The 26,160-nt window shown below is 69.7% G+C and carries 25 protein-coding genes; 8 read left to right on the forward strand and 17 right to left on the reverse strand.

Annotation, left to right across the window (positions count from 1 at the left end; genetic code table 11):
- Nucleotides 1-13: 13 nt before the first annotated feature.
- From ACFMRZ_RS22850 to ACFMRZ_RS22860, 3 genes are all read right to left on the reverse strand, one after another.
- Nucleotides 14-1,894, reverse strand: coding sequence for an ABC transporter ATP-binding protein (locus ACFMRZ_RS22850; protein WP_400180679.1), 1,881 nt, complete (start codon nucleotides 1,892-1,894; stop codon nucleotides 14-16).
- Nucleotides 1,895-2,267: 373 nt separating this feature from the next.
- Entirely contained in the window at nucleotides 2,268-3,470 is a 1,203-nt protein-coding gene (locus tag ACFMRZ_RS22855; RefSeq protein ID WP_400180680.1) for a cytochrome P450, read from the reverse strand.
- A 104-nt stretch (nucleotides 3,471-3,574) separates the two neighbouring features.
- Nucleotides 3,575-4,171, reverse strand: a complete 597-nt coding sequence (locus ACFMRZ_RS22860) for a TetR family transcriptional regulator (RefSeq protein ID WP_400180681.1) — start codon at nucleotides 4,169-4,171, stop codon at nucleotides 3,575-3,577.
- A 132-nt stretch (nucleotides 4,172-4,303) separates the two neighbouring features.
- Between ACFMRZ_RS22860 and ACFMRZ_RS22865 the strand changes: the two genes are divergently transcribed.
- Entirely contained in the window at nucleotides 4,304-7,090 is a 2,787-nt protein-coding gene (locus ACFMRZ_RS22865) for an FAD-binding and (Fe-S)-binding domain-containing protein (protein ID WP_400180682.1), read from the forward strand.
- A 347-nt stretch (nucleotides 7,091-7,437) separates the two neighbouring features.
- The gene (locus tag ACFMRZ_RS22870) at nucleotides 7,438-8,364 is read left to right on the forward strand and encodes a DNA-3-methyladenine glycosylase family protein (RefSeq protein ID WP_400180683.1); all 927 of its coding nucleotides are present in this window, start codon (nucleotides 7,438-7,440) and stop codon (nucleotides 8,362-8,364) included.
- Here ACFMRZ_RS22870 and ACFMRZ_RS22875 read toward each other — a convergent pair.
- The 6 genes from ACFMRZ_RS22875 to ACFMRZ_RS22900 form a co-directional block, all read right to left on the reverse strand.
- A complete protein-coding gene (locus tag ACFMRZ_RS22875) occupies nucleotides 8,351-9,619 on the reverse strand; it encodes an ABC transporter substrate-binding protein (protein WP_400180684.1) in 1,269 nt (422 codons plus the stop codon). The genes ACFMRZ_RS22870 and ACFMRZ_RS22875 overlap by 14 nt on opposite strands.
- Nucleotides 9,616-10,461 carry a carbohydrate ABC transporter permease gene (locus ACFMRZ_RS22880; RefSeq protein ID WP_400180685.1) on the reverse strand — a complete coding sequence of 282 codons (846 nt, stop codon included), beginning with the start codon at nucleotides 10,459-10,461 and terminating at the stop codon, nucleotides 9,616-9,618. The genes ACFMRZ_RS22875 and ACFMRZ_RS22880 overlap by 4 nt, the downstream gene beginning before the upstream one ends.
- The gene (locus tag ACFMRZ_RS22885; protein ID WP_400180686.1) at nucleotides 10,451-11,317 is read right to left on the reverse strand and encodes a carbohydrate ABC transporter permease; all 867 of its coding nucleotides are present in this window, start codon (nucleotides 11,315-11,317) and stop codon (nucleotides 10,451-10,453) included. The genes ACFMRZ_RS22880 and ACFMRZ_RS22885 overlap by 11 nt, the downstream gene beginning before the upstream one ends.
- Before the next feature lie 33 nt (nucleotides 11,318-11,350).
- Nucleotides 11,351-12,103, reverse strand: coding sequence for a 3-oxoacyl-ACP reductase FabG (fabG, locus tag ACFMRZ_RS22890; protein WP_400180687.1), 753 nt, complete (start codon nucleotides 12,101-12,103; stop codon nucleotides 11,351-11,353).
- Between the two features lie 28 nt (nucleotides 12,104-12,131).
- Nucleotides 12,132-13,112, reverse strand: coding sequence for a DUF4190 domain-containing protein (locus tag ACFMRZ_RS22895; protein WP_400180688.1), 981 nt, complete (start codon nucleotides 13,110-13,112; stop codon nucleotides 12,132-12,134).
- A gap of 109 nt (nucleotides 13,113-13,221) precedes the next feature.
- A complete protein-coding gene (locus tag ACFMRZ_RS22900; protein WP_280272285.1) occupies nucleotides 13,222-13,890 on the reverse strand; it encodes a hypothetical protein in 669 nt (222 codons plus the stop codon).
- 260 nt (nucleotides 13,891-14,150) lie between these two features.
- Between ACFMRZ_RS22900 and ACFMRZ_RS22905 the strand changes: the two genes are divergently transcribed.
- The gene (locus tag ACFMRZ_RS22905) at nucleotides 14,151-14,756 is read left to right on the forward strand and encodes a hypothetical protein (RefSeq protein ID WP_280272284.1); all 606 of its coding nucleotides are present in this window, start codon (nucleotides 14,151-14,153) and stop codon (nucleotides 14,754-14,756) included.
- A gap of 12 nt (nucleotides 14,757-14,768) precedes the next feature.
- Here ACFMRZ_RS22905 and ACFMRZ_RS22910 read toward each other — a convergent pair whose 3' ends face one another.
- The 3 genes from ACFMRZ_RS22910 to ACFMRZ_RS22920 are packed head-to-tail and all read right to left on the reverse strand — an operon-like array spanning nucleotide 14,769 to nucleotide 15,600.
- Nucleotides 14,769-15,080 (reverse strand): hypothetical protein, encoded by a 312-nt coding sequence (locus tag ACFMRZ_RS22910; protein ID WP_400180689.1) that lies wholly within the window; start codon nucleotides 15,078-15,080, stop codon nucleotides 14,769-14,771.
- On the reverse strand, nucleotides 15,077-15,280 hold the full coding sequence (locus tag ACFMRZ_RS22915; protein WP_280272282.1) for a hypothetical protein: 204 nt from the start codon (nucleotides 15,278-15,280) through the stop codon (nucleotides 15,077-15,079). Before ACFMRZ_RS22915 ends, ACFMRZ_RS22910 begins: the two co-directional genes overlap by 4 nt.
- Nucleotides 15,271-15,600 (reverse strand): hypothetical protein, encoded by a 330-nt coding sequence (locus tag ACFMRZ_RS22920; protein WP_400180690.1) that lies wholly within the window; start codon nucleotides 15,598-15,600, stop codon nucleotides 15,271-15,273. The genes ACFMRZ_RS22915 and ACFMRZ_RS22920 overlap by 10 nt, the downstream gene beginning before the upstream one ends.
- A 194-nt stretch (nucleotides 15,601-15,794) precedes the next feature.
- On the opposite strand from ACFMRZ_RS22920, the gene ACFMRZ_RS22925 reads away from it, so the two are divergent.
- From ACFMRZ_RS22925 to ACFMRZ_RS22935, 3 genes are all read left to right on the forward strand, one after another.
- Nucleotides 15,795-16,688, forward strand: a complete 894-nt coding sequence (locus ACFMRZ_RS22925; RefSeq protein WP_280366534.1) for a helix-turn-helix transcriptional regulator — start codon at nucleotides 15,795-15,797, stop codon at nucleotides 16,686-16,688.
- Between the two features lie 51 nt (nucleotides 16,689-16,739).
- Nucleotides 16,740-16,946 (forward strand): DUF397 domain-containing protein, encoded by a 207-nt coding sequence (locus ACFMRZ_RS22930; RefSeq protein WP_280272279.1) that lies wholly within the window; start codon nucleotides 16,740-16,742, stop codon nucleotides 16,944-16,946.
- A 226-nt stretch (nucleotides 16,947-17,172) separates the two neighbouring features.
- A complete protein-coding gene (locus ACFMRZ_RS22935; protein ID WP_280272278.1) occupies nucleotides 17,173-17,310 on the forward strand; it encodes a hypothetical protein in 138 nt (45 codons plus the stop codon).
- Nucleotides 17,311-17,386: 76 nt separating this feature from the next.
- Here the strand turns inward: ACFMRZ_RS22935 and ACFMRZ_RS22940 are convergent, their stop codons facing one another.
- Genes ACFMRZ_RS22940 through ACFMRZ_RS22950 form a run of 3 tightly spaced genes read right to left on the reverse strand, consistent with a single transcriptional unit; the run spans nucleotide 17,387 to nucleotide 20,964 of the window.
- On the reverse strand, nucleotides 17,387-18,133 hold the full coding sequence (locus tag ACFMRZ_RS22940) for a succinate dehydrogenase/fumarate reductase iron-sulfur subunit (RefSeq protein WP_280272277.1): 747 nt from the start codon (nucleotides 18,131-18,133) through the stop codon (nucleotides 17,387-17,389).
- A gap of 2 nt (nucleotides 18,134-18,135) precedes the next feature.
- On the reverse strand, nucleotides 18,136-20,076 hold the full coding sequence (locus ACFMRZ_RS22945) for a fumarate reductase/succinate dehydrogenase flavoprotein subunit (RefSeq protein WP_400180691.1): 1,941 nt from the start codon (nucleotides 20,074-20,076) through the stop codon (nucleotides 18,136-18,138).
- A 57-nt stretch (nucleotides 20,077-20,133) separates the two neighbouring features.
- Nucleotides 20,134-20,964, reverse strand: a complete 831-nt coding sequence (locus tag ACFMRZ_RS22950) for a hypothetical protein (protein WP_280366529.1) — start codon at nucleotides 20,962-20,964, stop codon at nucleotides 20,134-20,136.
- A gap of 462 nt (nucleotides 20,965-21,426) precedes the next feature.
- Between ACFMRZ_RS22950 and ACFMRZ_RS22955 the strand changes: the two genes are divergently transcribed.
- The gene (locus tag ACFMRZ_RS22955; protein WP_400180692.1) at nucleotides 21,427-22,599 is read left to right on the forward strand and encodes an acetyl-CoA acetyltransferase; all 1,173 of its coding nucleotides are present in this window, start codon (nucleotides 21,427-21,429) and stop codon (nucleotides 22,597-22,599) included.
- Between the two features lie 19 nt (nucleotides 22,600-22,618).
- Here the strand turns inward: ACFMRZ_RS22955 and ACFMRZ_RS22960 are convergent, their stop codons facing one another.
- Together ACFMRZ_RS22960 and ACFMRZ_RS22965 are read right to left on the reverse strand one after the other, a co-directional pair.
- Entirely contained in the window at nucleotides 22,619-22,909 is a 291-nt protein-coding gene (locus tag ACFMRZ_RS22960; protein ID WP_280272273.1) for a hypothetical protein, read from the reverse strand.
- A gap of 102 nt (nucleotides 22,910-23,011) precedes the next feature.
- Complete coding sequence (locus ACFMRZ_RS22965; RefSeq protein ID WP_400180693.1) at nucleotides 23,012-23,968, reverse strand: alpha/beta fold hydrolase; 957 nt, start codon at nucleotides 23,966-23,968, stop codon at nucleotides 23,012-23,014.
- Nucleotides 23,969-24,144: 176 nt separating this feature from the next.
- Here ACFMRZ_RS22965 and ACFMRZ_RS22970 point away from each other — a divergent pair, with 176 nt between their 5' ends.
- On the forward strand, nucleotides 24,145-26,100 hold the full coding sequence (locus tag ACFMRZ_RS22970) for an acyl-CoA dehydrogenase family protein (protein ID WP_400180694.1): 1,956 nt from the start codon (nucleotides 24,145-24,147) through the stop codon (nucleotides 26,098-26,100).
- The last annotated feature ends 60 nt before the right edge of the window (nucleotides 26,101-26,160 follow it).

A 26,160-nucleotide genomic window follows, 5' to 3' on the forward strand; every position in this document is an offset into this window, starting at 1 on the left:
GGCCTCGACAGCCCTAGGCGGCCACCGGTTCCGGGTCGTCGGCGAACTGGGTGCGGTAGAGCTCGCTGTAGCGGCCGCCGGCGGCGAGCAGGGTGGCGTGGGTACCGCGCTCGACGATGCGGCCGTCCTCCAGGACCAGGATCTGGTCGGCATTGCGGACGGTGGACAGGCGGTGGGCGATCACCAGCGCCGTCTTGCCGTCCAGCGCCTCCGTCAGCGCTTCCTGCACGGCCGCCTCCGAGGTCGAGTCCAGCGAGGCGGTGGCCTCGTCCAGGATCACCACCCGCGGCTGCTTCAACAGCAGGCGCGCGATCGTCAGGCGCTGGCGCTCGCCGCCCGAGAGCCGGTAGCCGCGCTCGCCGACCACCGTGTCCAGCCCGTCCGGCAGTGTGGCCACCAGATCGTGGAGCCGGGCCCGGCGCAACGCGTCCCACAGCTCGCTCTCGGCCGCCTCCGGGCGCGCCAGCAGCAGGTTGGCGCGGATGGTGTCGTGGAACAGGTGACCGTCCTGGGTGACCAGGCCGACCGTGTCGTGCACGGAGCGGGCCGTCAGCCCGCGCACATCGCTGCCGTTCAGGCGGACCGCGCCGGAGTCGACGTCGTACAGCCGCGAAACCAGCTGGGCGATCGTGGATTTCCCGGCGCCGGACGAGCCGACCAGCGCGATCGTCTGCCCCGGTTCGGCGCGCAGCGAAATCCCGTGCAGCACCTCGACTCCGCCGCGGCCGTCGAGGGTCGCGACATCCTCGAGCGAGGCCAGCGACACCTTGTCCGCCGAGGGATAGCCGAAGTGCACGTCCTCGAACTCCACCGAGACGGGGCCCGCCGGAACCGATGTCGCGTCGGGAGCGTCCTCGATCAGCGGTTTCAGGTCCAGCACCTCGAATACGCGCTCGAAACTCACCAGCGCCGACATGATGTCGACCCGGGCACTGGCCAGCGCGGTGAGCGGGGTGTACAGGCGGGTCAGCAGCAGCGACAGCGCCACCACCGAACCGGCGTCGAGCTGTCCGCGCAGGGCGTACCAGCCGCCGAGCCCGTACACCAGCGCCACGGCCAGTGCCGACACCAGCGTCAGCGCGGTGACGAAGACGGTTTGCAGCATGGCGGTGCGGACGCCGATATCGCGCACCCGGCCCGCCCGCGTCGCGAACTCGGCCGACTCCTGGTGCGGGCGGCCGAACAGTTTCACCAGCGTGGCGCCCGGGGCGGAGAACCGCTCGGTCATCTGGGTGCTCATCGCGGCGTTGAGCTGCGCGGCCTCGCGCTGGATCGCGGCCACCCGGACCCCCATGCGTCGCGCGGGAATCATGAACAGCGGCAACAGGACCAGCGCCAGCAGGGTGATCTGCCAGGACAGCCGCACCATGACCGCCAGCGTGAGCAGCAGTGTCACCACATTGGTGACGACGCCCGACAGCGTGGTGCTGAAGGCCCGCTGGGCGCCGATCACGTCGTTGTTGAGGCGGCTGACCAGTGCGCCCGTGCGGGTGCGGGTGAAGAAGGCGATGGGCAGCCGCTGGACGTGGTCGAACACCGCCGTGCGCAGGTCCAGGATCAGGCCTTCACCTATGCGGGAGGACAGCCACCGGATCACGATGCCGAGCGCGGCGTCGACCACCGCGACCGCGCCGATCACCGCCGCCAGCAGCGCCACCGAACCCGGGGCCGCCTGCCCGACGATCTTGTCGACCACCTGCCCGGCGAGCACCGGGTTGGCCACCGACAACACGGCCGACACCACGCTGAACACCAGGAACCCGATCAGCAGCGGCCGGTGCGGCCCCGCGAAACGCAGAATCCGCCGAGCCGTGGCGCGGCTGAGCGCGCGCCGTTCCTGCGGCGCGTGCGCCTGCCGATAGAGCTGACCCCACGCCTCCGACTCGATACTCATCCGGCCACTCCTTCCACTCCGGCCATTCAACCCGAGGGCACCGACACTAAGACCTCAACATTGGTTGAGAGCAACCCTTCCCGCCCGCACAGAAGTTCGCGCACAGCGAACGTGCGGGCACCGGGAAGCAGCGGAGCGCACAGCGAGGAGGGCGGGCAGGAGGTAGCAGCGGAGCGCACAGCGAGGAGGGCGGGCTGCGAGTAGCTGTGGCGCACAGCAAGGAGGGCGGGCTGCGGATAGCAGTGGAGCGCACAGCGAACGTGCGGGCGGCGGGTAGCTGCGGAGCGCGCAGCGAGGAGGGCGGGGAGGGGATGGGTGTGCACCGGAGGGTGTGCGGGGAGCGGGATGTGATGCCCGCAGAGTGGGGCTCGCCCTACCAGGCGACGGGGAGGGACTTGGGGCCGCGCACCAGCAGGCCGGACTTCCACGGCACCGCCTCGCTCGGCACCGCCAGCCGCAATGTCGGAAAGTGTTGCAGCAGAGCGCCGATCGCGATCTGCAACTCCAGCCGCGCCAGCTGCGCGCCGAGGCAGTGGTGCGCGCCGTACCCGAAGGCCACGTGTGGATTGTGCGCGCGGGTGAGGTCCAGCTCGTCGGCGCGGTCGAACACGGACTCGTCGCGATTGGCCGTCGGGGTATTGACGAACACCGCCTCGCCCGCCCGCACGGTCACCTCGCCGAGCCGCACGTCCTCGGTGGCGATCCGGGGCGACGCGCCGCCCGCCCCCAACTGCACGAAGCGCAGCAGTTCCTCGACCGCGCCGGGCAGCAGATCCGGCCGGACCTGCAGCAGTTCCCAGTACCGCCGCTCGGTGAGCAGCAGATAGACGAAGTTGGCGATCTGGTTGGCGGTCGTCTCGTGCCCCGCGATCAACAGCGTGATACCCAGATTGACCAGCTCCTTCTCGCTGAGCCGGTCGTCATTGTCGCGGGCGGTGACCAGCGCGCCGAGCAGATCGTCGGTCGGCCGCGCGCGCCGCTGTCCGATCAGTTCGGCGAGATACTCCTCGAATCCGAGGCGCCCGGCGGTGATCTGCTCGCGGGTGTAGGCGGTGGTGGACAGCATCATGTCGGAGAAGTCGCGGAACCGGTGCTGATCGCGCGGCGGCACGCCGAGCATCTCGCAGATCACGGTGACCGGCAGCGGCAACGCGAAGTGCTGGACCAGGTCGGCCGGTGCGCCGGACCGTTCCAGCGCCGCCAGCCGCTCCGTCACGATCTCGTGCGTGCGCGGGCGCAGCTGCTCGACCCGGCGGCCGGTGAACGCCTTCACGACCAGCTTGCGCAGCCTGCTGTGTTCGGGCGGATCCATGCTGAGCAGCGAATCCGAGCGGGCCGGCACCGGCGTGGTGCGCGGGACGTCCTCGCGGTCCGCGGCGGCGGCGCGGCTGAACCGCCGGTCGGCGAGCACCAGTTTGACGTCGTCGTAGCGGGTGACCAGCCAGCCCTCGCCGCCGTAGGGCAGCCGGATGCGCGAAACCGGTTCCTCCCGCTGAAGTTTCGTCATCAGCGGATGCATGTCGAGACGGACGGGCTCACCGAACGGGTATCGGCGGACCTCGGTCGGCACGGTCATGCGTTCTCCCTTCCCGACGCCGGTGGGTCGCCCACCGATGTAAGCGCTCGCTTACTTACCTAAGGTAAGGGATCTCACATTCCGCGTCAACGGTGCCAATCCCCTTACGCCGGTGGGAAATTCGTATCCACGCCGGGCAGCAGCGCGTGCGCGGCGCGCAGCACGTGCCGGGCGACATCGGCCGGATCGGCACTGGCCAGCGGCTCGCGGCGGTGCACGGACCGCATCAGCCCGATGCCCAACAGCCAGGACAGCAGCAGGTCGGCGCGCAGCGCGCCGTCGGGTTCGTCGGTGAGTTCGGACAGCGCCCGGATGTACTCCTCGCCCAGTTCCCGGCGGATGGCCGAAGCGCCCTCATCGTGTCCGCCGGAGCGCAACGCGGCCTGCAACCAGTACCCCTGTGTCGTCGTATCGGCCGGGGTCAGGGAGCGCGCCAGCAACCGCGCCAGCAGCCCGTCGACCGGCCCATCCGCCAGCACCCGCCGCCCGCGGTCGGCGATCGCGGCGCGGAACAGGTCGTCCTTGCTGCCGAAGTAGCGGAACAGCAGGGCCTGGTTCACCCCGGCGCGCGCCGCGATGTCGCGCACCGTGGCGCGCTCGTACCCGCGCTCGGCGAACAGCTCCTGGGCGGCCGTCAGGATGGCCGCCCGGGTCGCGGCCGCGTCCCGTTTCCGGCCGCTCGGCGCGTTCTCGCTCGACATCGATCCTCCGCTCTCCCGCTCTCGATAGACGCCCGAGGCCGGAACAGCAGCGTAGGCCACGACCGAAACAGGCAAAACGGGCTCGCGCCGCAGGACCGGCCGCCGCGCGCGCCCCGGGAATAGTGTGGCGATATGACCGACTCGTGGGTGCAGGCGCTGCGCGACCGGATCGGCGGCGAGGTCGACGACTCCGAACGCCGCCGGGCGGAGTACTCCTCCGACGCCTCGAACTACCGCGTGCTCCCCGCCGCCGTGGTGTATCCCCGCCGCGACGAGGACGTGGCGGCGGCGCTGGAGTTCGCCCGTGCCGAGGGGCTGCCGGTCACCGCGCGCGGTGCGGGCACCTCGGTGGCGGGCAACGCCATCGGCGCCGGACTGGTCCTCGACTTCAGCAGACACATGCACGCCGTGCTCGAGGTCGATGCCGAGAACCGCTGGGCGCGAGTACAACCGGGAGTCGTGCTGGCGGCGCTGCAACGGCGCGGCGCGGCGCACGGCCTGCGGTTCGGCCCCGACCCGTCCACTCAGAACCGCTGCACGCTGGGCGGGATGATCGGCAACAACGCCTGCGGGCCGCACGCGGTCGCCTGGGGCCGGACCTCGGACACCGTGCGCGCCTTGCGGATTCTCGACGGCGCCGGCGCCGAGCGGACACTGGCCGACGGCCTGGCGGCGGTGCCCGGCCTCGCCGAGTTCGGACGTGCCCGGCTTGCGCTGATCCGCACCGAATTCGGCAGATTCGAGCGGCAGGCCTCCGGCTACGCGCTGGAACATCTACTGCCGGAACGAGTTTCGTCGGCCGCCAAGGCGTTCGTCGGCACCGAGGGCACCTGCGGCCTGCTGCTGGAGGCCACCGTCGCGCTGGTGCCGGTGCCGCGGGCCACCGTGCTCGTGGTCCTCGGCTACCCCGACATGCCCACGGCCGCGGACGATGTCGGCGCGGTCATGGCGGGCGCGCCGATCGCCGTGGAGGGCATCGACGCGAAGCTGGTCGACGTCGTGCGCGCGCACCGCGGCCGGGTCCCCGAGTTACCGGCCGGCGGCGGCTGGCTGTTCGTCGAATTCGCCGGTGACACCGCCGACGAGGCGCGGGACCGGGCCACGGCGCTGTGCGCGGCAGCGAACGCGCTGGACAGCCGGATCGTCACGAATCAGGAAGAGGCGGCGCGACTGTGGCGAATCCGGGCCGACGGCGCGGGACTGGCCGGGCGCACCCCGGACGGCAATCCGGCGTGGCCGGGCTGGGAGGACGCCGCGGTGCCGCCCGAGCGGCTCGGCGACTACCTGCGTGACTTCGAGGAGTTGCAGCGCGCGCACGGGGTGGACGGCCTGCTGTACGGGCACATCGGCGACGGCTGCATCCACGTGCGCCTGGATCTGCCGATCGCCGATGCGCCGCAACGGTTCCGGGCCTTCCTCGAGGACGCCGCCGACCGGGTGGTGCGTTTCGGCGGCTCGCTGTCGGGGGAACACGGCGACGGACGAGCGCGCTCGGAACTGCTGGCGCGCATGTACTCTCCCGCCGCGCTGGCCGCGTTCGCCGAATTCAAGGCGCTGTTCGACCCGGACGGCGTCCTCAACCCCGGCGTGCTGGTGCGGCCCGAGCCGATCGACGCGGACCTGCGCGTGACGGGCGTGCCGCCGGTTCCCCCGCGGGGCGGTTTCGCCTTCCTCGCGGACGGCGAGCTTGGCGCCGCCGTCCATCGCTGCGTCGGAATCGGCAAGTGCCGCGCGGACACCCGAGCCACCGGCGGCTTCATGTGCCCGTCGTATCTGGCGACCGCCGACGAGAAGGACAGCACCCGGGGCCGGGCCCGAGTACTCCAGGAGGTCGTGCGCGGCGCACTGGACTGGCGGTCGGCCGCGGTCGCGGAGTCGCTGGACCTGTGCCTGTCCTGCAAGGCCTGCGGTTCGGACTGCCCGGCCGGGGTCGATATGGCCACCTACAAATCCGAGGTGCTGCACCGCCGCTACCGGCACCGCCCGCGTCCGCTCGATCACTATGTCCTGGGCCGGATGCCGAGCTGGCTGGCGCTGGGCACCCGCATGCCGCGCCTGTTCAATGCCGTGAGCGGACTCGGGCCGCTCCGCCGTCCGGGCCTGCGCGCGGTCGGCATCGATCCGCGCCGCGAAGTGCCGCGGTTGGCGGACAAGAGCTTTCGTGCGATGTGGGCGGAACGGACCGCCGAGACCAGCGACGCGCCGAGTGCCCACGGCACACCGGAGGTGATGTTGTGGATCGACACCTTCACCGACGCGTTCGAACCCGAGATCGCCTGGGCCGCTGTGCAACTGATCGAATCGCTGGGCCATCGGGTGCGAATTCCCCGCCGCCGGGTCTGCTGCGGGCTCACCTGGATCAGCACCGGCCAGCTCGACGGCGCCCGAAAGCGGTTGCGCGCCACGCTGACCGCCCTCGACGAGCACGTCCGCGCCGGTGGCGTCGTGGTCGGGCTGGAACCCTCGTGCACCGCGGTCCTGCGCTCGGACCTGGTGGAACTGCTACCCGGCGATCCGCGCGTGGCGGCCACCGCCGCCGCGGTCCGCACGCTCGCCGAATTCCTCGAACAGCAGCCCGGCTGGCAGCCGCCCGACCGCTCCGGAGAGCGAGTTTTGGTGCAGCCGCACTGTCATCAGCACGCGGTCACCGGTTTCGACGCCGACCGTCGCATACTGCGCCGAGCCGGCGCCGAGGTCACCGAAATCACGGGTTGCTGTGGACTTGCCGGAAACTTCGGCATGCAGTCGGGCCATTACGACATATCGGTGGCGGTGGCGGAGAACGGACTCCTGCCCGCCCTCCGTACCGCCGACTCCGCCACGCCATTCCTCGCCGACGGATTCTCCTGCCGCACCCAGGCCGCTCAGCTGGCCGGTCGGACCGGCCGCCACCTGGCCCAATTCCTCACGGGGCGATGACTTTTCGGTAGGTGCGGGTGGTGCGGGCTCAGCTGCCGAACGGCAGGGTGCCCGGCGGGATCTGGTAGCCGGAGCTGCCGGCGGATACGCCGCCCCAGGCGTTGAGTAGCCAATTCAGAACATTGGTGATCATTGAAACCTCCGTCGCGGCATATGCCGACCGATTGCCTGTGTGATCAATCGGTATCGAGATCGCCGTATGTGATAGTCCCGTTACAAGCTACTGGTCAGTCATGGTGCGCCGCTATCCCCAGTAGTGGATGTCACGAAACCTCATATGGCGCACCTCACTTTTCTGTGACGGGCCCGGTGTGCCACCGGAACCGGACCGGGGCCACAATGTCCCGGTGGCAACGGAGATCGACGGCGCGGCGCGCACGGTGACCGCGGACCGCCCGATCGATCTGGCGCACACCGTGGCGCCGCTGCGGCGCGGCCCCGGCGACCCCTGCCATCGGGAGACCCCGGACGGAGCGCACTGGCACGCGTCCCGGATGCCGACGGGCCCGGTCACCTACCGGCTGGTCCAGGCCGGGCCGTGCGCGGTGGCGGCCCGGGCGTGGGGTGCGGGCGCGGCGGAGTTCCTCGATCGGCTGCCGCACATGCTGTGCCTCGACGAGGACCTCGGCGGCTTCGCGCCGGAACACCCGAAGATCGCCGAGGCGCACCGCCGCTTCCCGGGGTTGCGGATGCTGCGCACCGGCCTGGTGTTCGAGACGCTGGTGCCCTCGGTGCTCGAGCAGCGGGTGCACACGGTCTCGGCGCGGGCGTCCTGGCGCAAGCTGGTGTGGGCGCACGGCGACCCGGCTCCCGGTCCCACTCCCGCGCCGATGCGGGTGGCCCCGGACGCCGAGACCTGGCGCTACCTGCCGTCGTGGACCTATCACCGCGCCAATGTCGACCCGCAGCGGGCCAAGACGATCGTGCTCGCCGCGCGGATGGCCGACAAGCTGGAGCAGGCCGCCGCGATGGACCATGCCGCGGCCGCGCGGCGGCTGTGCGCGGTCCCCGGGATCGGCGTGTGGACGGCCGCCGAGATCGCGCAGCGCGCCTTCGGTGATCCGGACGCGTTGTCGGTGGGCGATTTCCACCTGGCCGCCATCGTCGGCTGGACCCTGCTCGGCCACGCGATCGACGACGCCGCCATGATCGAATACCTGGAACCGCTGCGCCCGCACCGGTATCGAGCCGTCCGCCTCCTGGAGATCTCCGGCCAGGCCCGCAAACCCAAATTCGCGCCCCGCACCCCACTGGTCGACATCAGCCGGATCTGACCGCGGCCTCCGCCGCGGCGCGGGCGCGAGCGAGCGCTTCCGGCACCGGAATCCGGCCGAGGAACATCTCGCCGAACACGTTCTGAATGGCTTCCAGCGCGGCGGTGAAACCCGGGCCTCCGCCGGAGGATATGCGCGGACCGGCCAGCACGTCGAAGAACGGCGACACGTCGATTCCCTTGGCGGCCCAGTAGTCTCGGTAGATCTGTTGATCGGCGACCACCGCCGGGACAGTAGCGCCGCCCTGCACGAGATACCGGTTGCCCGCACCGCCCAGCCAGGCCAGCGCCCGGCGCACGGCATCGGGATGCGCGCTCGCGGCATTGCCCGCGACACCGATGGCGTTGTTCGTGCTCACCCGGCCGACCGGCCCGCGCGGCAGCATCGCGATGCCCCAGCCGAAGGGGGCCTGCCGGGCGATCTGCGCCAGGTTGTAGGTCCCGGACTGGAACAATGCCAGCTTCCCTTGCAGGAAGGCGTTTTTCGCGAAGTCGCTGTCGGTCTCGGTATCGGCGGCCGAGGGGGCGAGGCCGTCGGCGACCAGGCGGGTCAGGTAGGTGAAGGCCGCGGCGCCCTGCGGGCTGTCGAACACGAATCGATCGTCGCGCTGGAACCGTCCGCCCGCCGACCCGAGATAGGGCAGTTCGATCGACTGGAAGTCGTTGGCCGCGTTGTACGCCCACGGCGCGACGGCGGACAGGCGGCGCAGCAGCGGCCGGAACGTATCGTCGTTGCCGGACCCCCAGCGCACCGCGTCCAGCTCCGCGGGCTCCACGCCCGCCGCCGCGAGCAGCTCCCGGTTGTAGAAGACCGCCGTGCCGCCGTCCACGAATTGCGGTACGGCCCAGAGCTTTCCGCTCCGGGTGTATTGGGTGACCGCCGCCGGATCCCACTGCCGCGCCGCGTCCGGGCCCAGCGCCGCACCGACATCGACGAGTCGCCCCGCGTCGGCGTAATCCTCGTACTGATTCGTCCAGAACAGGTCGTCGGCGGTGCCACCGGCCACGTCCAAGCGCAGCTTCTGCTGATAGGAAGCCCACGGCACCACCGTGATCCGCAGCTCGAGATCGGGGTTGGCGCGCTCGAAGGCGGCCAGGGACTCCCGATACGGGGCAACGAACTGCTCGTCCCAGATGCGCAACCGGAGCACGGTGCGACCCGAGCCGTCGTCGGCGCGCCCCAGCCACAGCGCCGCCGCGACCAGCAGCACCACGCTCAGCGCGATCCCGAGCAGTACCCGCGTGGAGGTCTTCATTTCAGCCCCGTCCACGCGATCGACCGCAACACCTGGCGCTGGAACACCAGGAACAGCACCACGAGCGGCACGATCGCCAGCGTCGTGGCGGCCAGCACCAGCGTCCACTGCGCGTTGTACTGCGTCTGCAAATTCGCCGTCGCCACGGTCAGCACCCGCCAGGTGGGGCCGCTGCTCGCCACCAGGGGCCACATGAAGTTGTTCCACTGCGTGACGATCGTGATCAGCGTCAGGGTGGCCAGGATCGGCCGGCTCATCGGCACCACCACGTGCACCAGCAGATCCACGGTATTCGCGCCGTCGAGCCGGGCGGCGCCGAGCAATTCTTCGGGAATGGTCCGAAAGTACTGGCGCAGCAGGAATATCGCGTAGGGCGACCCGAACACGAACGGCAACACCAACGCCCAGAACGTATTCAGCCACCCCAGCTTCGCGAACATCAGATACAGCGGGATCAGCGTGACCATCGGCGGCACCATCATGGTGCCCAGGTAGATCCAGAACAGCACCTCGCGGCCCCGGAACTCGGTGCGCGCGAAGGCGTATGCCGCGAGGACCGAGGTGATCAGCTGGCCGCCGGTGATGAACACGGTCACCAGCGCGGTCACTACCGCGGCCCGGCCCAGCCCGCCCTGATCGAGCACGGTCCGGAAGTTGTCCGCCGTCACCGGATTCGGCGGCGCGAGCGGCGAGTCCGCGGCGAGCCGGCCGGGCGTCTTCACGGCGGTGAGCGCACTGAGCACCAGCGGTGCGACGGTCAGCAGCGCACCCGCGCACAACGCGAGATAGACGGCGCCGGTGCGCATCGCCTCGGTCGGCCCACGCGAGTTCTCAGTACTCATAGGTGGTCCTGTTCCGGAAGTAGCGGTGCTGTACCAGCGTGATCGCGAACATCACCGCGAAGACCACCAGCGCCATCACCGCCGCCCGCCCCGGCCGCGCCGCGCCGAACGCCTCGGTGAACATCCGCATCGCCACCACCTCGGTGCGATCGCCCGGCCCGCCGCCGGTCAGGGCGTACACGGTGTCGAAGGTCTGGAACGCCGTCAGCACGCCGGTGACCAGGACGAAGAACATGGTGGGCCGCAGCAGCGGCAGCACCAGCCAGCGCGTCCGCCGCCAGCCCGTCGCGCCGTCCAGCGCCCCGGCCTCCAGGATGTCGCGAGGAATGGCCCGGATCCCGGCCACGAAGAACAACGCCACGTACCCGAAATTCATCCAGATGCTCACCGCCGCAACGGAAGGCAGGGCCAGCGCCGGGTCGGACAGCCATTCCACCCGCCGCCCCAGCACCGCGTTCAGCGCGCCGTCCGTCGGCGCGAACAGCCACTGCCACACCACGCCCACCGCGACCGGCGCGCACATCCACGGCAGCGCGTACACCACCCGCAGCACCGCCCCGCCCCGCCGCCGGGCCAGCGGCGCCGCGACCGCGAAGCCGAGCACGGTCTGCGCCGGCACCACGATCGCCGTCAGTGCCAGCGTCACCAGCAGCGCGTGCCCGAACTCCCGATCCGACAGCACCGACCGCCAGTTCCGCAGTCCCGCGAACTCCATGGGCCCCAGCAGGTTCCAGCTGTGCAGGCTCAGCCACGCCACCACCACGATCGGCAGCAGCAGGAAGCAGCCCATCCCCACCAGACTCGGCAACAGCAGTACGTAGCTCGTCACGACACGACGAACCGCCCGTCGGTTCATGTCACGCGACGCTACCCGCGGGGCGTCCCGGATTCAGTCCTTGGGCCCGCCGGCGACGTAGATCACCTGGCCGGAAACGAATCCCGCGCCCTCGCTGACCAGGAACGACGCGGTGTGCGCGATATCCTCCGGGCGGCCCACCCGCTGCACCGGGATGGCCGCGGCGTTGGCCTGCTGGAAGTCCTCGAAGGAGACGCCGACGCGGGCCGCGGTGGCCGCGGTCATATCCGTCACGATGAAGCCGGGCGCGATCGCGTTGGCGGTGATGCCGAACTTGCCCAGTTCGAACGCCAGCGTCTTGGTGAAGCCCTGCATGCCCGCCTTGGCCGCGGAGTAGTTGGCCTGACCGCGGTTGCCCAGCGCCGAGGTGCTCGACAGGTTCACGATGCGCCCCCACTTGGCGTCCACCATGTATTTCTGGACCGCCCGGGTCAGCAGGAAGGCACCGCGCAGGTGCACGCCCAGCACCGTGTCCCAGTCGTCGACGCTCATCTTGAACAGCAGGTTGTCACGCAGCACCCCGGCGTTGTTGACCACCACGGTCGGCGCGCCCAGTTCCCGCTCCAGCTGCTCGACCGCCGCCGCCACGGCCGCCTCGTCGGAGACATCCGCCCCGAGCGCGACGGCCCGGCCGCCGGCCTCGGTGATCGTCCGCACGGTGTCGGCGCAGTTCGCGGCGTCCAGGTCCAGCACGCCGACCCGCATGCCGTCGGCGGCGAGCCGGGTGGCGATCGCCGCGCCGATCCCGCGCGCGGCTCCGGAAACTACGGCCACTCGTTCGGCCATCGACATCCTCCGTTCTCGAATCGACAGGTCACTCGACCCACAGCGACCAGGTTCCCGACCCCCGCCCCTCGCAGACTAGAGCGTGGCCGTCGGTGGTGCGGGCGGTGGTGTCGGTGCCGGGGATGCATTTCGTTCCGCCCTCGTGCACGGCCGTCGTCACCGTGTACGGGCCGGCCCAGCGGTATCCGCTGCCGCCGCGCAGGCACAGCAGCGTGCCGCCGTCGGACCCCGAGCCGATGCGACCGGCATCGGCCTGGGTGCACGCCTCCCCCTTGGCGACGGCGGGCGGTGCGACCGGAGCCGGGGCCGCGGCGACGGTCGTGGTGAGCGCGGGCGCCGAAGTGGGTGCGGCCGTGACGGTGACGACGGTGGTGGCCGACGCCGGGGTCGGGTCGCTACGTAAGACGGTGCGCGGCACCGTCACTCCGCTCAGCACCAGCACCCCGGCGAGGACCACGACCTCGAGAATCCCGATCAGCAGCGCGAACATGGCCATCGCCCGCCCGCGCGGATGACCGAACGAGATGAGCCCGAACACCAGCGCCACCGGAAACAGCCCGAGCAGCGCCGCGATCAACGCGATGATCGAGTACGGATTGACGATCGGCGGAACCTCGACCCGTAATCGTCCCGTCCGCCGCCTGCTCTGGGTGTTGTCCCAGCGTTCCTCGTCCTCGGGATCGGCGCGGCGCCGGTTCGGCGGGCCCTCCCAGTACTCGTCCTCGGATTCGGGCGCCTGGGCGCGCCGCCGGTTCCGCGCGGCCTCCCAGCGATCCTGGCCCGCCTCGGCTTCCGGCGCGTAGCGGCCGTCGGGCGCGGCCGACCAGCGGCCGTCGTCGGCGGGCGGTGCGGGCGGGCGACCGGGCTGCTGATCCCAGTAGTCGTCGTCGGGTTCGCTCCGCGGGGCGCGGCGGGCGTTCCAGTCCTCGTCCGGTTCGGCCACAGGCCAGCGCTCGTTGCCCGGCGCCACCGGCCGGTGCTCGGGCTCCGCGGGTAGCCTGCGGACCATAGAAGTTCCTCTCACCTACTCGTGCAGGAACCTCGACAAGCGGACCCGCCCCGATACCCAGAAGGATAGGGGTACGCCCCGCCGCCGCAACCGGTGGCAGCTCAGCGCCTCACAGGGACGCCACGCACACCACGAACTTCCGCTGGTTGTACACGAAGCCGCGATCGCCGGTCGAGCACTCGTTGACGTTCGCGGTGCCCTGCTTGATCTCCACCACGCGCACGCCCTTCGGGGGGCGGGCGCCGCACTCGATCGGCTTGGGGGTGTCGCTGCTCATGTCCATGCAGCCGCCGACCACCCAGTTGATGTCGAGGCACAGCGAGCCGGCGTTCGGCTCGGCGGCGGTGTAGGACCGGTCGACGTCGGCCGGGCAGCGCTTGGCCGGATCGGCCTTGTCGACGACCTTGTAGCTGGAACCGGTGCTGCCACAGGTGGACTTGCTGACGGCCGGGTCGCCGCCGCCGAAGGCCACGCAGTCACCGACGTTCAGCTCGATCTCGGCCGGGTCCTTGCGCAGCGCGGCGTCCTTGTTGACCGCGGGCGCGGCCGTGGGCGCCGGTTCGGTAGAGGACTCAGCGGGATTCGGGACCACGAGCCCCGGTTGTCCCTGCGTGGTCGCGCTCGGCGTGGCGGTGGTGGCCGCCTGTGTCCGCACGGGGGTGGGTTCGTCGTCGCCCATCAGCGACAACACGGCTGCGGCGAGACATGCCGTCGAGAGCGCGGCCGCGATGACGAAACCCGCCAAAGTGAATCCGGCATGGATGCGTCGGCGCGACACGTGCCATCCTCCAGTGTGTCGGCTTCGAACCATCACTGGCGAGATCCGAAGTGTGAGAGTGCAAGTCGAAGACACGTAGTGCATACACCAAACGGAGCCGCGCGTCGAGTCGAAGGCGCACAAAGGTCACAATTCGGCAACGAAGCTCCGCGGCATCTCGCCAATCGCACCCTCCGGCAACAAGAGTCGGGCGCTGTATGTCGCCGACCGGGCGCGCCAGGGCTCGGTGTGAATTAAGAGTATAAAAAGGATATCAGAGGATGAAGCTCGGCAGGCTCGCCGCCACCACCCTCATGGCTGTCGTCGCCGTGGGCATCACAGCGGGAACCGTGAACGCCACACCGTCATCGGCCCCCACTCGCGAACTGACGTCGTCGGGCGTCGATCAGGGCGTCGCCTATCACTCCACGCTGTCCGAGGACGAACGCGTGCTCACCACCACCGTCGACGGCGGCCGGTTCGAAACCGTCGACAACGGCAGCAAGGTCGCGCTGCGCTCCGCCGAGGGCGCCGTGATCGCCGAGGTGCCACTGACTTTCGAGGTTCGCGGCAACCGCCTGCCGGTGGCCCAGCAGATCAGCGCGGACGGCCGCACACTCGCCCTGACGCCGGATGCCAAGGGCGCGAACATCGGTGAGCTGCAGCCGGTGGATCCGATGAGCCGGCTCGTGAGCGAACTCAACAACAACGTCGTCGGCATGGTCGCCGGCGGGCTGATCGGCGGCCTCATCGGCGCCGTGCTCGGCATGTTCTTCCTGAGCTGGCTCACCGGTCCGATCGGTCTGCTGGTCGGCGCGCTGGCCGGCGGCGCGATCATGGGCGGTCAGCCCTTCGTCGATGCCCTGATGGGCGTCGTCGCCGGGTAGCCCTGCGGCACACTAGGTTTCGTCGATCGGGCGCTCTCCGACCAGAGCGATCCGGAGGCTGAGCAGCCACCCGGCGAACCACAGCAGCAGGCGGTCGTAGTTGTCCAGCCCGGCGTGCGCGGGGCGGTGTCGTATCCCCACGCGCCGGGCGGACGCGGCATGCCGGGCCGGTCCGACGCGGGCGGTCGTGCGTGGCACCCGGCGGCCGGGCGCCGGCGTGTGCCGAGGCGGCCGCGCGGCGCGGCGGGCCGCGTGCCGCGTGGGGACGGCGCTGCGCGTCTCGGGCAGCCGGACCACCGTGCGGCCGTTCTCCCGGGCGATCACGGCATGGCCCGTTCGTCGAGCACGCAGCGCCCCTGCTCCACCAGTACGGTGCGGGCGCGGCGGCGCACCTTGCAGGTGTCCACGGTGCAGTCGATGTGCAGTTGCATTGCGGCGTGGGCTTGTTCGGCGGTGAGGATGCCCGGATCCACGCCGCAGCGCAGCAATCCGGCGACCGGTAGGTGCAGGCTGGTCAGTTGCATGCCGGTACCCCCGGCGCCCCCGCCACGGCTTGCCGGGACCGGCGGCCGGGTGGTGGCGCCGGGTCGTCCCAGGGCTGCTGGTGAATAGCCATACCGACGGCTTCCAGTGGGGTCAGGCCGAACTCGTCGGCGAGCCCGCCGACGGCGTCGAGCAGCGGCGGCACCACTTCGGCAACCTGTAGCGCGGCGACCGCCTGGGTGCCGGTGAGGGTGCGGCCGGGAAGATAGGACACCACCCAGCTTTCGTGTCCGACGCTGCGGGCGCGATGCGGGGTTAGGTCGCTGGTCATCAACGACGACCCGATGACGTGTACAGCCATGACTCCTCGTTCCTGCGTGCGATTCCAGATCCTGTGCCGTCGCTGGCACACTTCCAGCATCCCGCAACTGGACGGTTGCCAAGCCCGATTTGGATATCCATAGGGAATTCGCGCGAATCTCCAGCAGCGAATCCACCTGGGGGAGCAAGATTCTCCATAGTGGACGAAAGGCATCCGAGAGAACGGAGTGCGCTGTGTCTGAGAATTCTGTGAACGCGTCGTCGACGCTCCCCCGCCGCCAGCTCGGAAGGTACCTGCGGGACTGGCGAACTCAGGCCGGGCTGACCATCGCGGAGGCCGCCCGGCTGATGGAGTGGGGCGCCAGCACGCTGCAGCGGCTCGAGAAGGGCCAGGCAGATCGCATCCGCACCATAGACATTCAGGAGCTGTGCCGCATATACGGCATTCCGGACGACATCGCCGAGGGCCTCAAGGGCCTGGCCCAGCAGGCCGCCGTCAAGAGCTGGTGGCACGCCTACGGCGACCTCATCCCCGAAAACTTCGACGTCTATGTGGGTTTGGAGGCCTCGGCGCAACGGCTGACCTCCTACCAGTCCGAACTGGTGCCGGGCCTGCTACAGACCGCCGAGTACGCCCGCGCGCTCAACGGCCTCGGCTATCCCGACGACAGCGAGGCCGAAGTGGAGCGCCGCGTGCAGTTGCGACTGCAGCGGCAGGCCTTGATCACTCGCAAAACTCAGCCCGCGACGGTGGATGTCGTACTGGGAGAATCGGTCTTGCGCCGCGTCGTCGGAAGTGCAAGGGTGATGTCGGCGCAGCTACGGCACCTGGCCGACCTGAGTACCAGGGAAAATGTCACGCTGCGCATCCTGCCCTTCGCGGCCGGTGTCCCCCTGGGTCTTTCGACCGGCCCGTTCGTGATCCTCGAATTCGGAACCGACAGCAAGGGGCAGCCGGTGGAGCCGCCCGTGGTGTACGTGGAGGGCTTCACCGGAGATCTGTATCTCGAGAGACAAGGTGACGTGCGGCGGTATCGACGGGCGCACGAGAGCCTGTTGCGTTGCGCGCTGGACGTTCCCGCGAGTAGGCACCTGCTGCGGCAGGTCGCGAAGGATTACACGGCATAAGTGGTCGAGGGCAGTGTGCACGAACACGCCCCCGCTCGGAAAGGACGCAGGATGAGCAGTGAGTTGGTCGGCGCCCGATGGTTCAAGAGCAGCCGTAGCGGCGCGGGCAAGGAGTGCGTCGAGGTCGCGTTCCTGGCCGACGGGCGCGTCGGCGTCCGGGACAGCAAGAATCCCGGCGGCCCGGCGTTGATCTTCGGTTCCGACGAGTGGGCCGGATTCGTCGACGGCGTGCGCGGCAGCGGAATCGGCCGCGCCTGACCATCTCTCGGGCGGGTCGTTGCCGAGTGCCGGCGACGGCCCGCTCCGCATTGTCCGGCCGCGCCGATTCCACCGCGTGCGAGCAGCGCGAAGATGATCACGAATCGGCGGCCGTTGTGCAACGAATGAATGTTTGCCCGCGCAATGAACGGGTATCCGACATTTTGTGGACCGTGGGCTCAGGAACACCTCTTCCCGGTACCGCAAACCGCTCCCCGGCGATTGGGTGGAACGCCTGATCGTAGGGATGCTGTTCGTGGTATCCGCGGTGGGTGTGTACATGTTGACCGGGGCCGTGCTGTCGGCGTTATTGGTCGGATTGCTGGTCGCGGTGGTCGCCATCGGCGTGGTGACCCAACTCTGACGCTCGCGCCGCCGTTCCCGCCGCCCGGGTCCCCCGATCGAGCCCGGGCGTTTAGTTCCCCGAAAGGCCTTGCGGCCTAACGACGGAACAGTTTGTTACCCAGCCAGACGATCGGATCGTATTTCCGATCCGCCACGCGTTCCTTCATCGGGATCAGCGCGTTGTCGGTGATCTTGATGTGCTCGGGGCACACCTCGGTGCAGCACTTGGTGATATTGCAGTAACCGAGGCCGAATTCGTCCTGCGCCATATCCCGGCGGTCGGCCACGTCCAGCGGATGCATTTCCAGCTCCGCGATGCGCATCAGATAACGAGGGCCGGCGAAGGCCTCCTTGTTCTCCTCGTGATCGCGCACCACGTGACAGGTGTTCTGACACAGGAAACATTCGATGCACTTGCGGAACTCCTGCGAGCGCTCCACGTCGCGCTGCTGCATGCGGTACTCGCCCGGCTTCAGGTCGTCCGGCGGCGTGAAGGACGGGATCTCGCGCGCCTTCCGATAGTTCAGCGACACATCCGTCACCAGATCGCGGATCACGGGGAAGGTGCGCAGCGGGGTCACCGTGATCACCTCGTCGGTGTCGAAGGTCGACATCCGCGTCATGCACAGCAGCCGCGGACGGCCGTTGACCTCCGCCGAACACGAACCGCACTTGCCCGCCTTGCAGTTCCACCGCACCGCCAGATCGGGCGCCTGGGTGGCCTGCAAGCGGTGGACGATGTCGAGCACGACCTCGCCCTCGTTCACCTCGACGGTGAAGTCCTGCAGCTCGCCACCCTCGGTGTCGCCGCGCCATACTCGGAACCGGGCGTCGTAACCCATTGCTACGCATCCCCTTTCGCGGAGGTGGTGGCCGCGGGATGGGCGGCGAGTTCCTCCGAGGTGTAATACTTTTCGAGTTCGTTCAGGTCGAACAGGGCGAGCAGGTCGTCGCGCATCGGATCCTGGTCCGCCGGTGTCACCGTCACCGCGGGCACGGTCCGGTCGGCCTCGTCCGGGTCCACCCGGCACACCAGCAGCCGGTGCCGCCAGGCCGGGTCCATCTGCGGATGGTCGTCGCGGGTGTGTCCGCCGCGGCTCTCGGTGCGCAGCAGCGCCGCCTGCGCGACACATTCGCTGACCAGCAACATGTTCCGCAGATCCAGGGCCAGATGCCAGCCCGGGTTGAACTGCCGGTGGCCCTCCACGGTGACGCTGTCGAAGCGCTCGCGCAGTTGGCCGAGCTTCTCGATCGCCTCCCGCAGTTCGTGCTCCTTGCGGATGATGCCGACCAGGTCGTTCATCGCCTGCTGCATGTCGGTGTGCAGGGTGTACGGGTTCTCGCCCGCGCCGGTGCCCGGCGGATCGAACGGCGCCAGTGCGGTTTTCGCGGCGTCGGCCAGGTCGCCGTCGGTGACGGCCGGACGTTCGCCGCCGAGCTGTTCGACGTAACTGGCAGCGCCCAGCCCGGCCCGGCGGCCGAAGACCAGCAGGTCCGACAGCGAGTTGCCGCCGAGCCGGTTGGAGCCGTGCATGCCGCCGGAACATTCGCCCGCGGCGAACAGGCCCGGGACGGTCGCGGCGCCGGTGTCCGGGTCGACCTCGATCCCGCCCATCACGTAATGGCAGGTCGGCCCGACCTCCATCGGTTCCTTCGTGATGTCCACGTCCGCCAGCTCCTTGAACTGGTGGTGCATGGACGGCAGCCGCTTCATGATCTCCGCGGCGGGCAGTCGCGAGGCGATGTCGAGATAGACGCCGCCGTGCGGGGTACCGCGCCCGGCCTTCACCTCTTCGTTGATGGCCCGGGCCACTTCGTCACGGGGCAGCAGATCGGGGGTGCGGCGCGCGGAATCGTTGTCGCGCAACCATTGATCGGCTTCTTCTTCGGTTTCGGCATACTGCCCCTTGAACACTCCGGGGATGTAGTCGAACATGAAGCGCTTGCCCTCGGTGTTCTTGAGCACCCCGCCGTCGCCGCGCACGCCCTCGGTGACCAGGATGCCCTTCACGCTCGGCGGCCAGACCATGCCGGTCGGATGGAACTGCAGGAACTCCATGTTGATCAGCGTCGCCCCGGCCCGCAGCGCCAGCGCGTGGCCGTCGCCGGTGTACTCCCAGGAATTCGAGGTCACCTTGTAGGACTTGCCGATTCCGCCCGTCGCCAGCACCACCGCGGGGGTCTCGAACAGGATGAACCGGCCCGATTCCCGCCAGTATCCGAAGGCGCCGGAGATCCGGTCACCGTCCTTGAGCAGGTCGGTGATGGTGCACTCGGCGAACACCTTGATCCGCGACTCGTAGTCGCCGGTCGCCTTGAAATCCTCCTGCTGCAGCGAGACGATCTTCTGCTGCATGGTGCGGATGATCTCGAGGCCGGTGCGGTCGCCGACGTGCGCGAGCCGGGGATAGGTGTGGCCGCCGAAGTTGCGCTGGCTGATTCGCCCGTCCGCGGTCCGATCGAACAGCGCCCCATAGGTTTCCAGTTCCCACACCCGGTCGGGAGCCTCCTGGGCGTGCAGTTCGGCCATGCGCCAGTTGTTGAGGAACTTGCCGCCGCGCATCGTGTCCTTGAAGTGCGTCTGCCAGTTGTCCTTCTCGTTGGCGTTGCCCATGGACGCCGCGCAGCCGCCCTCGGCCATCACGGTGTGTGCCTTGCCGAACAGCGACTTGCACACCACCGCCACCGACAGACCGTGCTCACGCGCCTCGATCACCGCGCGCAGGCCGGCGCCGCCGGCACCGATCACGACGACGTCGTACTTGTGCCGTTCGACTTCAGGCATGGAACCGAATACTCCTGGGAGACAGAGGGAGATGCTGAGGTTGTGGGAGGTCGGGGATCAGTCGACGAAGCGCAGATCCGTGAGGGTGCCGCTGGCGACGAGCATGACGTAGAAGTCGGTGAGCACCAGCGTGCCCAGCGTCGTCCAGGCCAGCGCCATGTGGCGGGTGTTCAGCTTCGACACCTGCGTCCAGAACCAGTACCGGACCGGATGCGCGGAGAAGTGCTTGAGCCGCCCGCCCGCGATGTGCCGGCAGGAGTGGCAGGAGAGCGTGTACGCCCACAGCAGCACCACGTTCAGCAGCAGCACCAGATTGCCCAGCCCGAACCCGAAGCCGCCGGACTTGCCGTGGAAGGCGACGATCGCGTCGTAGGTGTTGACCACCGAGACGATGCACGCCACATAGAAGAAGTAGCGGTGCGCGTTCTGGATGATCAGCGGAAGCCGGGTCTCCCCCGTGTATTTCGCGTGCGGCTCGGCCACCGCGCAGGCCGGCGGCGAGAACCACACCGCCCGGTAGTAGGCCTTGCGGTAGTAGTAGCAGGTCAGGCGGAACAGCAGCAGGAACGGCAGCACCAGGAACCCGAGCGGGATCCATACCGGCAGCGCGCCCACCCAGTGCCCGAAGTGTGCCGAGCCCTCGACGCACGAGGTGCTCACGCAGGGTGAGTAGAACGGCGTCAGATAGTGGTAGTCGGCCACCCAATAGGCCGAGCGCACAAAGGCTCTCACGGTCGCGTAGATGATGAACGCGCCCAGCCCTACTACCGTGATCAGTGGTGGGATCCACCATCGGTCGGTGCGGAGCGTCCGGTCGGAAATGGCCGCGCGGGTTGCGCTGAAGACCCCCGTGCCCGGTTCGGGTGCGCGTGTCGGTGCTGCGGTCACTGCAGGATGCCTCGCTGATCTACCCCGTGGAACGTCATCGTTACCTCCGGCATCGAATGTGATGGTGAGCACCATACGTCACCCCTGCTATGACCCGCGCCCGGTCCCGGCAATATCGACCCGCCTGGACGGCTATGATTTGCGCCACATTTTCTGATCATGTGGCGTGGCGGTCTCGACAGTGAACCGTAAGCAACCCTCACGAACTGTCCTGGACCACAGGGCCTTTCACCGCATGTTCGGAATTGGGTCGTTTCACACCGCGTCGGCGCTGGTCCCGACGTCACATACCAGCAACAACGCTGTGGTGGGCTGCGTGTCCGGCGGGCCCGGCCGCCCCTGCCCGGCCGCGTCTCGGCGGTGGTTGCCGGGCGCTCGGCGCGGTGGCGTCGCCGGTCAGCGGATGCGATCACCGCCGCGTGGCAGTTAGCTGTCGGCAGCGCGGCGCGAGAAGGAGAGTCGATGAGGAGAGCGGCGATCGTGTCGCCGGTGCGCACGCCGAGCGGGTTCGCCGGTGGCGCGTTGGCGGCCGTGCCGCCGTGGCGACTGGCCGCGGCCGCGATCGCCGGTGCCGTCGGTCGCGCGGAACTCGACGTCGCCCGCGTCGACGAGGTGGTGCTGGCGGGTCCGCCCGGCGTCGCCCGCCCCGCCGCGCTCGGGGCCGGATTGCCGTCCGCCCTGGCCGGTTTCGAGGTGGGATCCGGCGACGGCCTGTCCGCCCTGATCGTCGCCGCCACGATGGTGCACGCCGAGACCGCGGCCGTGGTGGTCGCCGGGGGCGTGCACGACACCGTTCCCGCCGAAACCGCGCTCGCCGCCGCCGATCCGGCGCATGCCGAGCGCCTGGCCGTGCGGTATCACCTCGAGCGCACCGACTCCGACGAGTTCGCGCTGGGTAGCCGTCGCCGCGCCGCCCGCGCCTGGCGGCAGGGGATCTTCGACGCCGAGATCGTTCCGGTGGTGGCCGCCGCGCCGGACGAGTTGCGGCACCGATCCGAAGGCGCCGTACCGCATCTGGTGGGTCGCGACGAGCAGTCGCGCGCCGACATGTCGACCCGCGCGCTGACGAGCCTGGCCCCGCTGCTGCCCGGCGGCGTGCTCACCGCGGCCGCCGTCAGCGTGCCCGGCGCGGGCGCCGCGGCCTGCCTGTTGGTGGCCGAGGACCGGCTGGTCGATCTCGGGCTGGAGCCGCTCGCCTACGTGACCGACTGGGTGGCGGCGGGCACCGACGGCAGCACGCCCGCCGTCGCCGCGGCGGTCGCGAAGCTGTTGTCGCGCAACGGCCTCTCGCTCGACGACATCGATCTGCTGGAGGTGGCGGAGCGGTCGGCGGTCGAGGTGCTCGCGCTGACCCGGCACTTCGGCCGGCACGACCTCGACACGGTGAACGTCAACGGCGGCGCGCTGGCTCTGGGCGATCCGGGCGCGGCGACCGGCGCTCGGATGACGGCCACCCTGCTGCACGAGCTGGCCCGGCGCGGTGGCGCGTACGCTCTGGTCGCCGCGGACTCGGCGGCTGACCGCGGGGTCGCGATGCTGTTCGAGTCGTCGGCGGCCGCACCGGCGGCGAATACCCCCAGGGGAGCGCGATTCCACGGCCTGCGGAGCCGCCGCTCGGGCCGTCACCGCGCCTGAAACAGCGGCTTCCGAACGACTACTTGGTGCGGGGGCGGGAGTGGAAGCCCAGGCCCTCGTCCTGTGCGCCCATCCAGGCGGCCTCGTCGGACTTGCTGTCCGGGACGTAGATGACCTCTTGCTCGCGTCTCTCGGCGACCTCGGGCGGGGGCGACTTCTCGAATTCGTCCGCGTCTATGGTGAGGCGCTCGAGGTCGTTCTCCAGTCGCCGCACGGAGTTGGCGTCTCCGTAGTGGGATCGCAGTGCGCCCAGGCATTGCCGGAGCTGGCCCACGGCGAAGTGCAGCTCAGCAATCTCGCTGCGTGTCATCGAAACCTCCTCGAGCCCGTGTGACAGACCGCACATCGTGATCTACAACACAGTACGTGATCTTCGGCGAGAGCGCTCGTGCCAATTCGAAAATTGTTCGTTTCAGCCCGCTGCGGCATAGGCCGCGCGGTCGACGCCGACGGCCCGTTCGACCAGCGCCGCCACCGCGGCCGCCACCTCCTCGGCGCGTTCGAGGATCACGCTGTGCCCGGCGCCGTCCAGGCGGACCAGTTCGGCGCCGCTGAGCTGGGAGGCCAGCACCACCGAGTGCGCGAAGGGGATCATGATGTCGGCCGACCCGGCCAGCACCAGCGTCGGCAGATCGGACAGCAGCCGCAGGGTCGCGTTCTCGTCGAAGCGGATCAGCGAGTCGAGGAAGCTGGTCATGGTCAGCAGCGGCGTGTCGTTGAGCATCGCGGTCGCGATCGCGGCCATGTGCGGGTTCACCTTGCGCGTTCCGAACCCGGCCTCGCGCACCATCGGCTCGAAGATCCTGCGGGACAACCGCTTCGACGTCTGCATCAGCCGCGGCGCGCGGCGCACGGCGGCCCGCAGCGAGCTGACCGCGTGCCGGTTCAGGAAGCGCGCCAAGCCCACGGTGGTCAGGCCGCCGGCCGCCGCGGCCAGCAGTCCGATGCCGACGATGCGGGAGCCCACCGCCGCCGGGAACAGCCGGGCGTAGGCCAGCACCACCATCGCGCCCATCGAATGCCCGACCAGCACCACGGGACCGGACGGGGCGACGGTGCGCAGTACGGCGTCGAGGTCGTGGCCGAGCTGATCGATGGTGTAGGTGTCCGGATCGGCCGAGCCCGACTCGCCGTGCCCGCGGTGGTCGTAGAACACCATGCGGGTGCCCTCGCCCCACTGCCGCCGCAACTGCTCCCGCAGGAATGACCAGGATTCGGTGCGCAGGCAGTGGCCGTGCACGAAGACGACGGTCAGCGGTGCGGTATCGGAGCCGAACACGCGCGCGGCGAGCGGTGTGCCGTCGTCCGCGCAGACGGTGACATGGTGACCGTCGAAGTTGGCGGCGCGTAGTGCGATCGTGGACATCATGTCTCCCGGGGAAATCCGTTCCTGCCCGGTTGTCGATAGGGATTTCCAGCGCGTTAACCGCGCGAACCTGCCGTTATGTACACGATGCCGAAACGGTGCCGTTCGCACCTCTACCGGCGGGTAACAAACCCTCCTACACTCGAATGTGATTCTGATCACGTCCGATGGAGGACAGCATGACGGCCACCGCGAAAGTAGACGCCACCGAAGAACAGGCCCGCGCTCTCGTCGAAGAATCCCGCGAAACCACCTGGGCGAAGCCGTCTTTCGCGAAGGAGATGTTCCTCGGCCGGTTCCGGCTCGACCTGATCCACCCGTACCCGCAGCCGTCGGCGCAGGACAGCGCCAAGACCGCGGCCTATCTGGACCGGCTGCGCGCCTACGTCGACACGATCGACGGCGACGTGATCGAGGAGACGGCGAAGATCCCCGCCGAATACGTCCGCGGCCTGGCCGAACTCGGCTGTTTCGGGCTCAAGATTCCCGAGGAGTACGGCGGGCAGGGCCTGTCGCAGGTCGGGTACAACAAGGCGCTGATGGTCGTCGGGTCGGCGCACCCGAGCCTGGGCGTGCTGCTGTCGGCGCATCAGTCGATCGGCGTGCCGGAGCCGTTGAAGCTGGCGGGCACGCCGGAGCAGAAGCGCGAATTCCTGCCGCGCTGCGCGCGCGGCGCGGTGAGCGCCTTCCTGCTCACCGAGCCCGATGTGGGTTCGGATCCGGCCCGCATGGCATCCACCGCGACGCCGACCGAGGACGGCGAGGCCTACCTGCTCAACGGCGTCAAGCTGTGGACCACCAACGGCGTGGTCGCGGAACTGCTCGTCGTGATGGCCCGGGTGCCGCGCGGTGAAGGACGCCGCGGCGGCATCTCCGCGTTCGTGGTCGAGGCCGACTCCCCCGGCATCACCGTCGAACGGCGCAACGCGTTCATGGGCCTGCGCGGCATCGAGAACGGTGTCACCCGCATGCACGACGTGCGAGTGCCCAAGGCCAACTTGATCGGTCGCGAGGGTGACGGTCTCAAGATCGCGCTCACCACGCTCAACGCGGGCCGCCTCGCGATTCCGGCGCTGTGCACGGCCGCGGCCAAGTGGTCGCTGAAGATCGCCCGGGAATGGTCGGCCGCCCGGGTGCAGTGGGGCCGCCCGGTCGGCGAGCACGCCGCGGTCGGCGCGAAGCTGTCCTACATCGCCGCGACGACCTTCGCGCTCGAGGCGGCGCTGGACCTGTCCGGCACCATGTGCGACGAGGACCGCAACGACATCCGCATCGAGGCCGCGCTGGCCAAGCTGTGGGCCTCGGAGATGAGCTGCCGGATCGCCGACGAGCTGGTGCAGATCCGCGGCGGGCGCGGTTACGAGACGGCGGCGTCGCTGCGGGCGCGCGGCGAGCGGGCGGTCGCCGCCGAGCAATTGGTCCGCGACCTGCGGATCAACCGAATCTTCGAGGGGTCCAGCGAGATCATGCGGCTGCTGATCGCCCGCGAGATGGCCGACGCGCACATGGCCGCCGCCGGCGCCCTGGTCGACCGCAACGCGGAGTTCAAGGCCAAGGCGAAGGCGGCGGTCGGCGCGGGCGGCTTCTACGCCAAGTGGTTCCCGCAGCTGGCCGTCGGCGCGGGGTCGGTGCCGGCGACCTACGCCGAGTTCGGGCCGCTGGCCAAGCATGTCCGGTTCGTCGAGCGGATGTCGCGCAAGCAGGCCCGGTCGCTGATGTACGCCATGGGCCGCTGGCAGGCGAAACTCGAGTACCGGCAAGGCTTCCTGGGGCGCATCGTCGACATCGGCGCCGAACTGTTCGCGATGTCGGCGGCCTGCGTCCGGGCGCGGGCGCTGCGCGTGGCGGACGGAGCCGAGGCCGCGGCGGCCGAGGAACTGGCCGACACCTTCTGCAAGCAGTCGCGCCTGCGCATCGAGCGCCTGTTCGACGAGTTGTGGGACAACACCGACGAGGCCGACACCGCGGTGGCCCGCGGGGTGCTCGACGGCCGGTACCAATGGCTCGAGGAGGGTGTGTCCGACCCGAGCGAGGGCACCGGCCCGTGGATCGCCGAATGGCAGTTCGGCCCGTCCACCGAGCAGAACCTGTTGACTCCGTTCCTGCCGTCGACCCGCGCGGGGGCGGCGCCGTAGGGCAATCTTCCTATATCTAATGATCTGACTAGATATAGGAAGATTTACCTCGCGACGGCC

Source organism: Nocardia sp. N2S4-5 (assembly GCF_044628355.1).
GTDB classification, from domain to species: domain Bacteria; phylum Actinomycetota; class Actinomycetes; order Mycobacteriales; family Mycobacteriaceae; genus Nocardia; species Nocardia wallacei_B.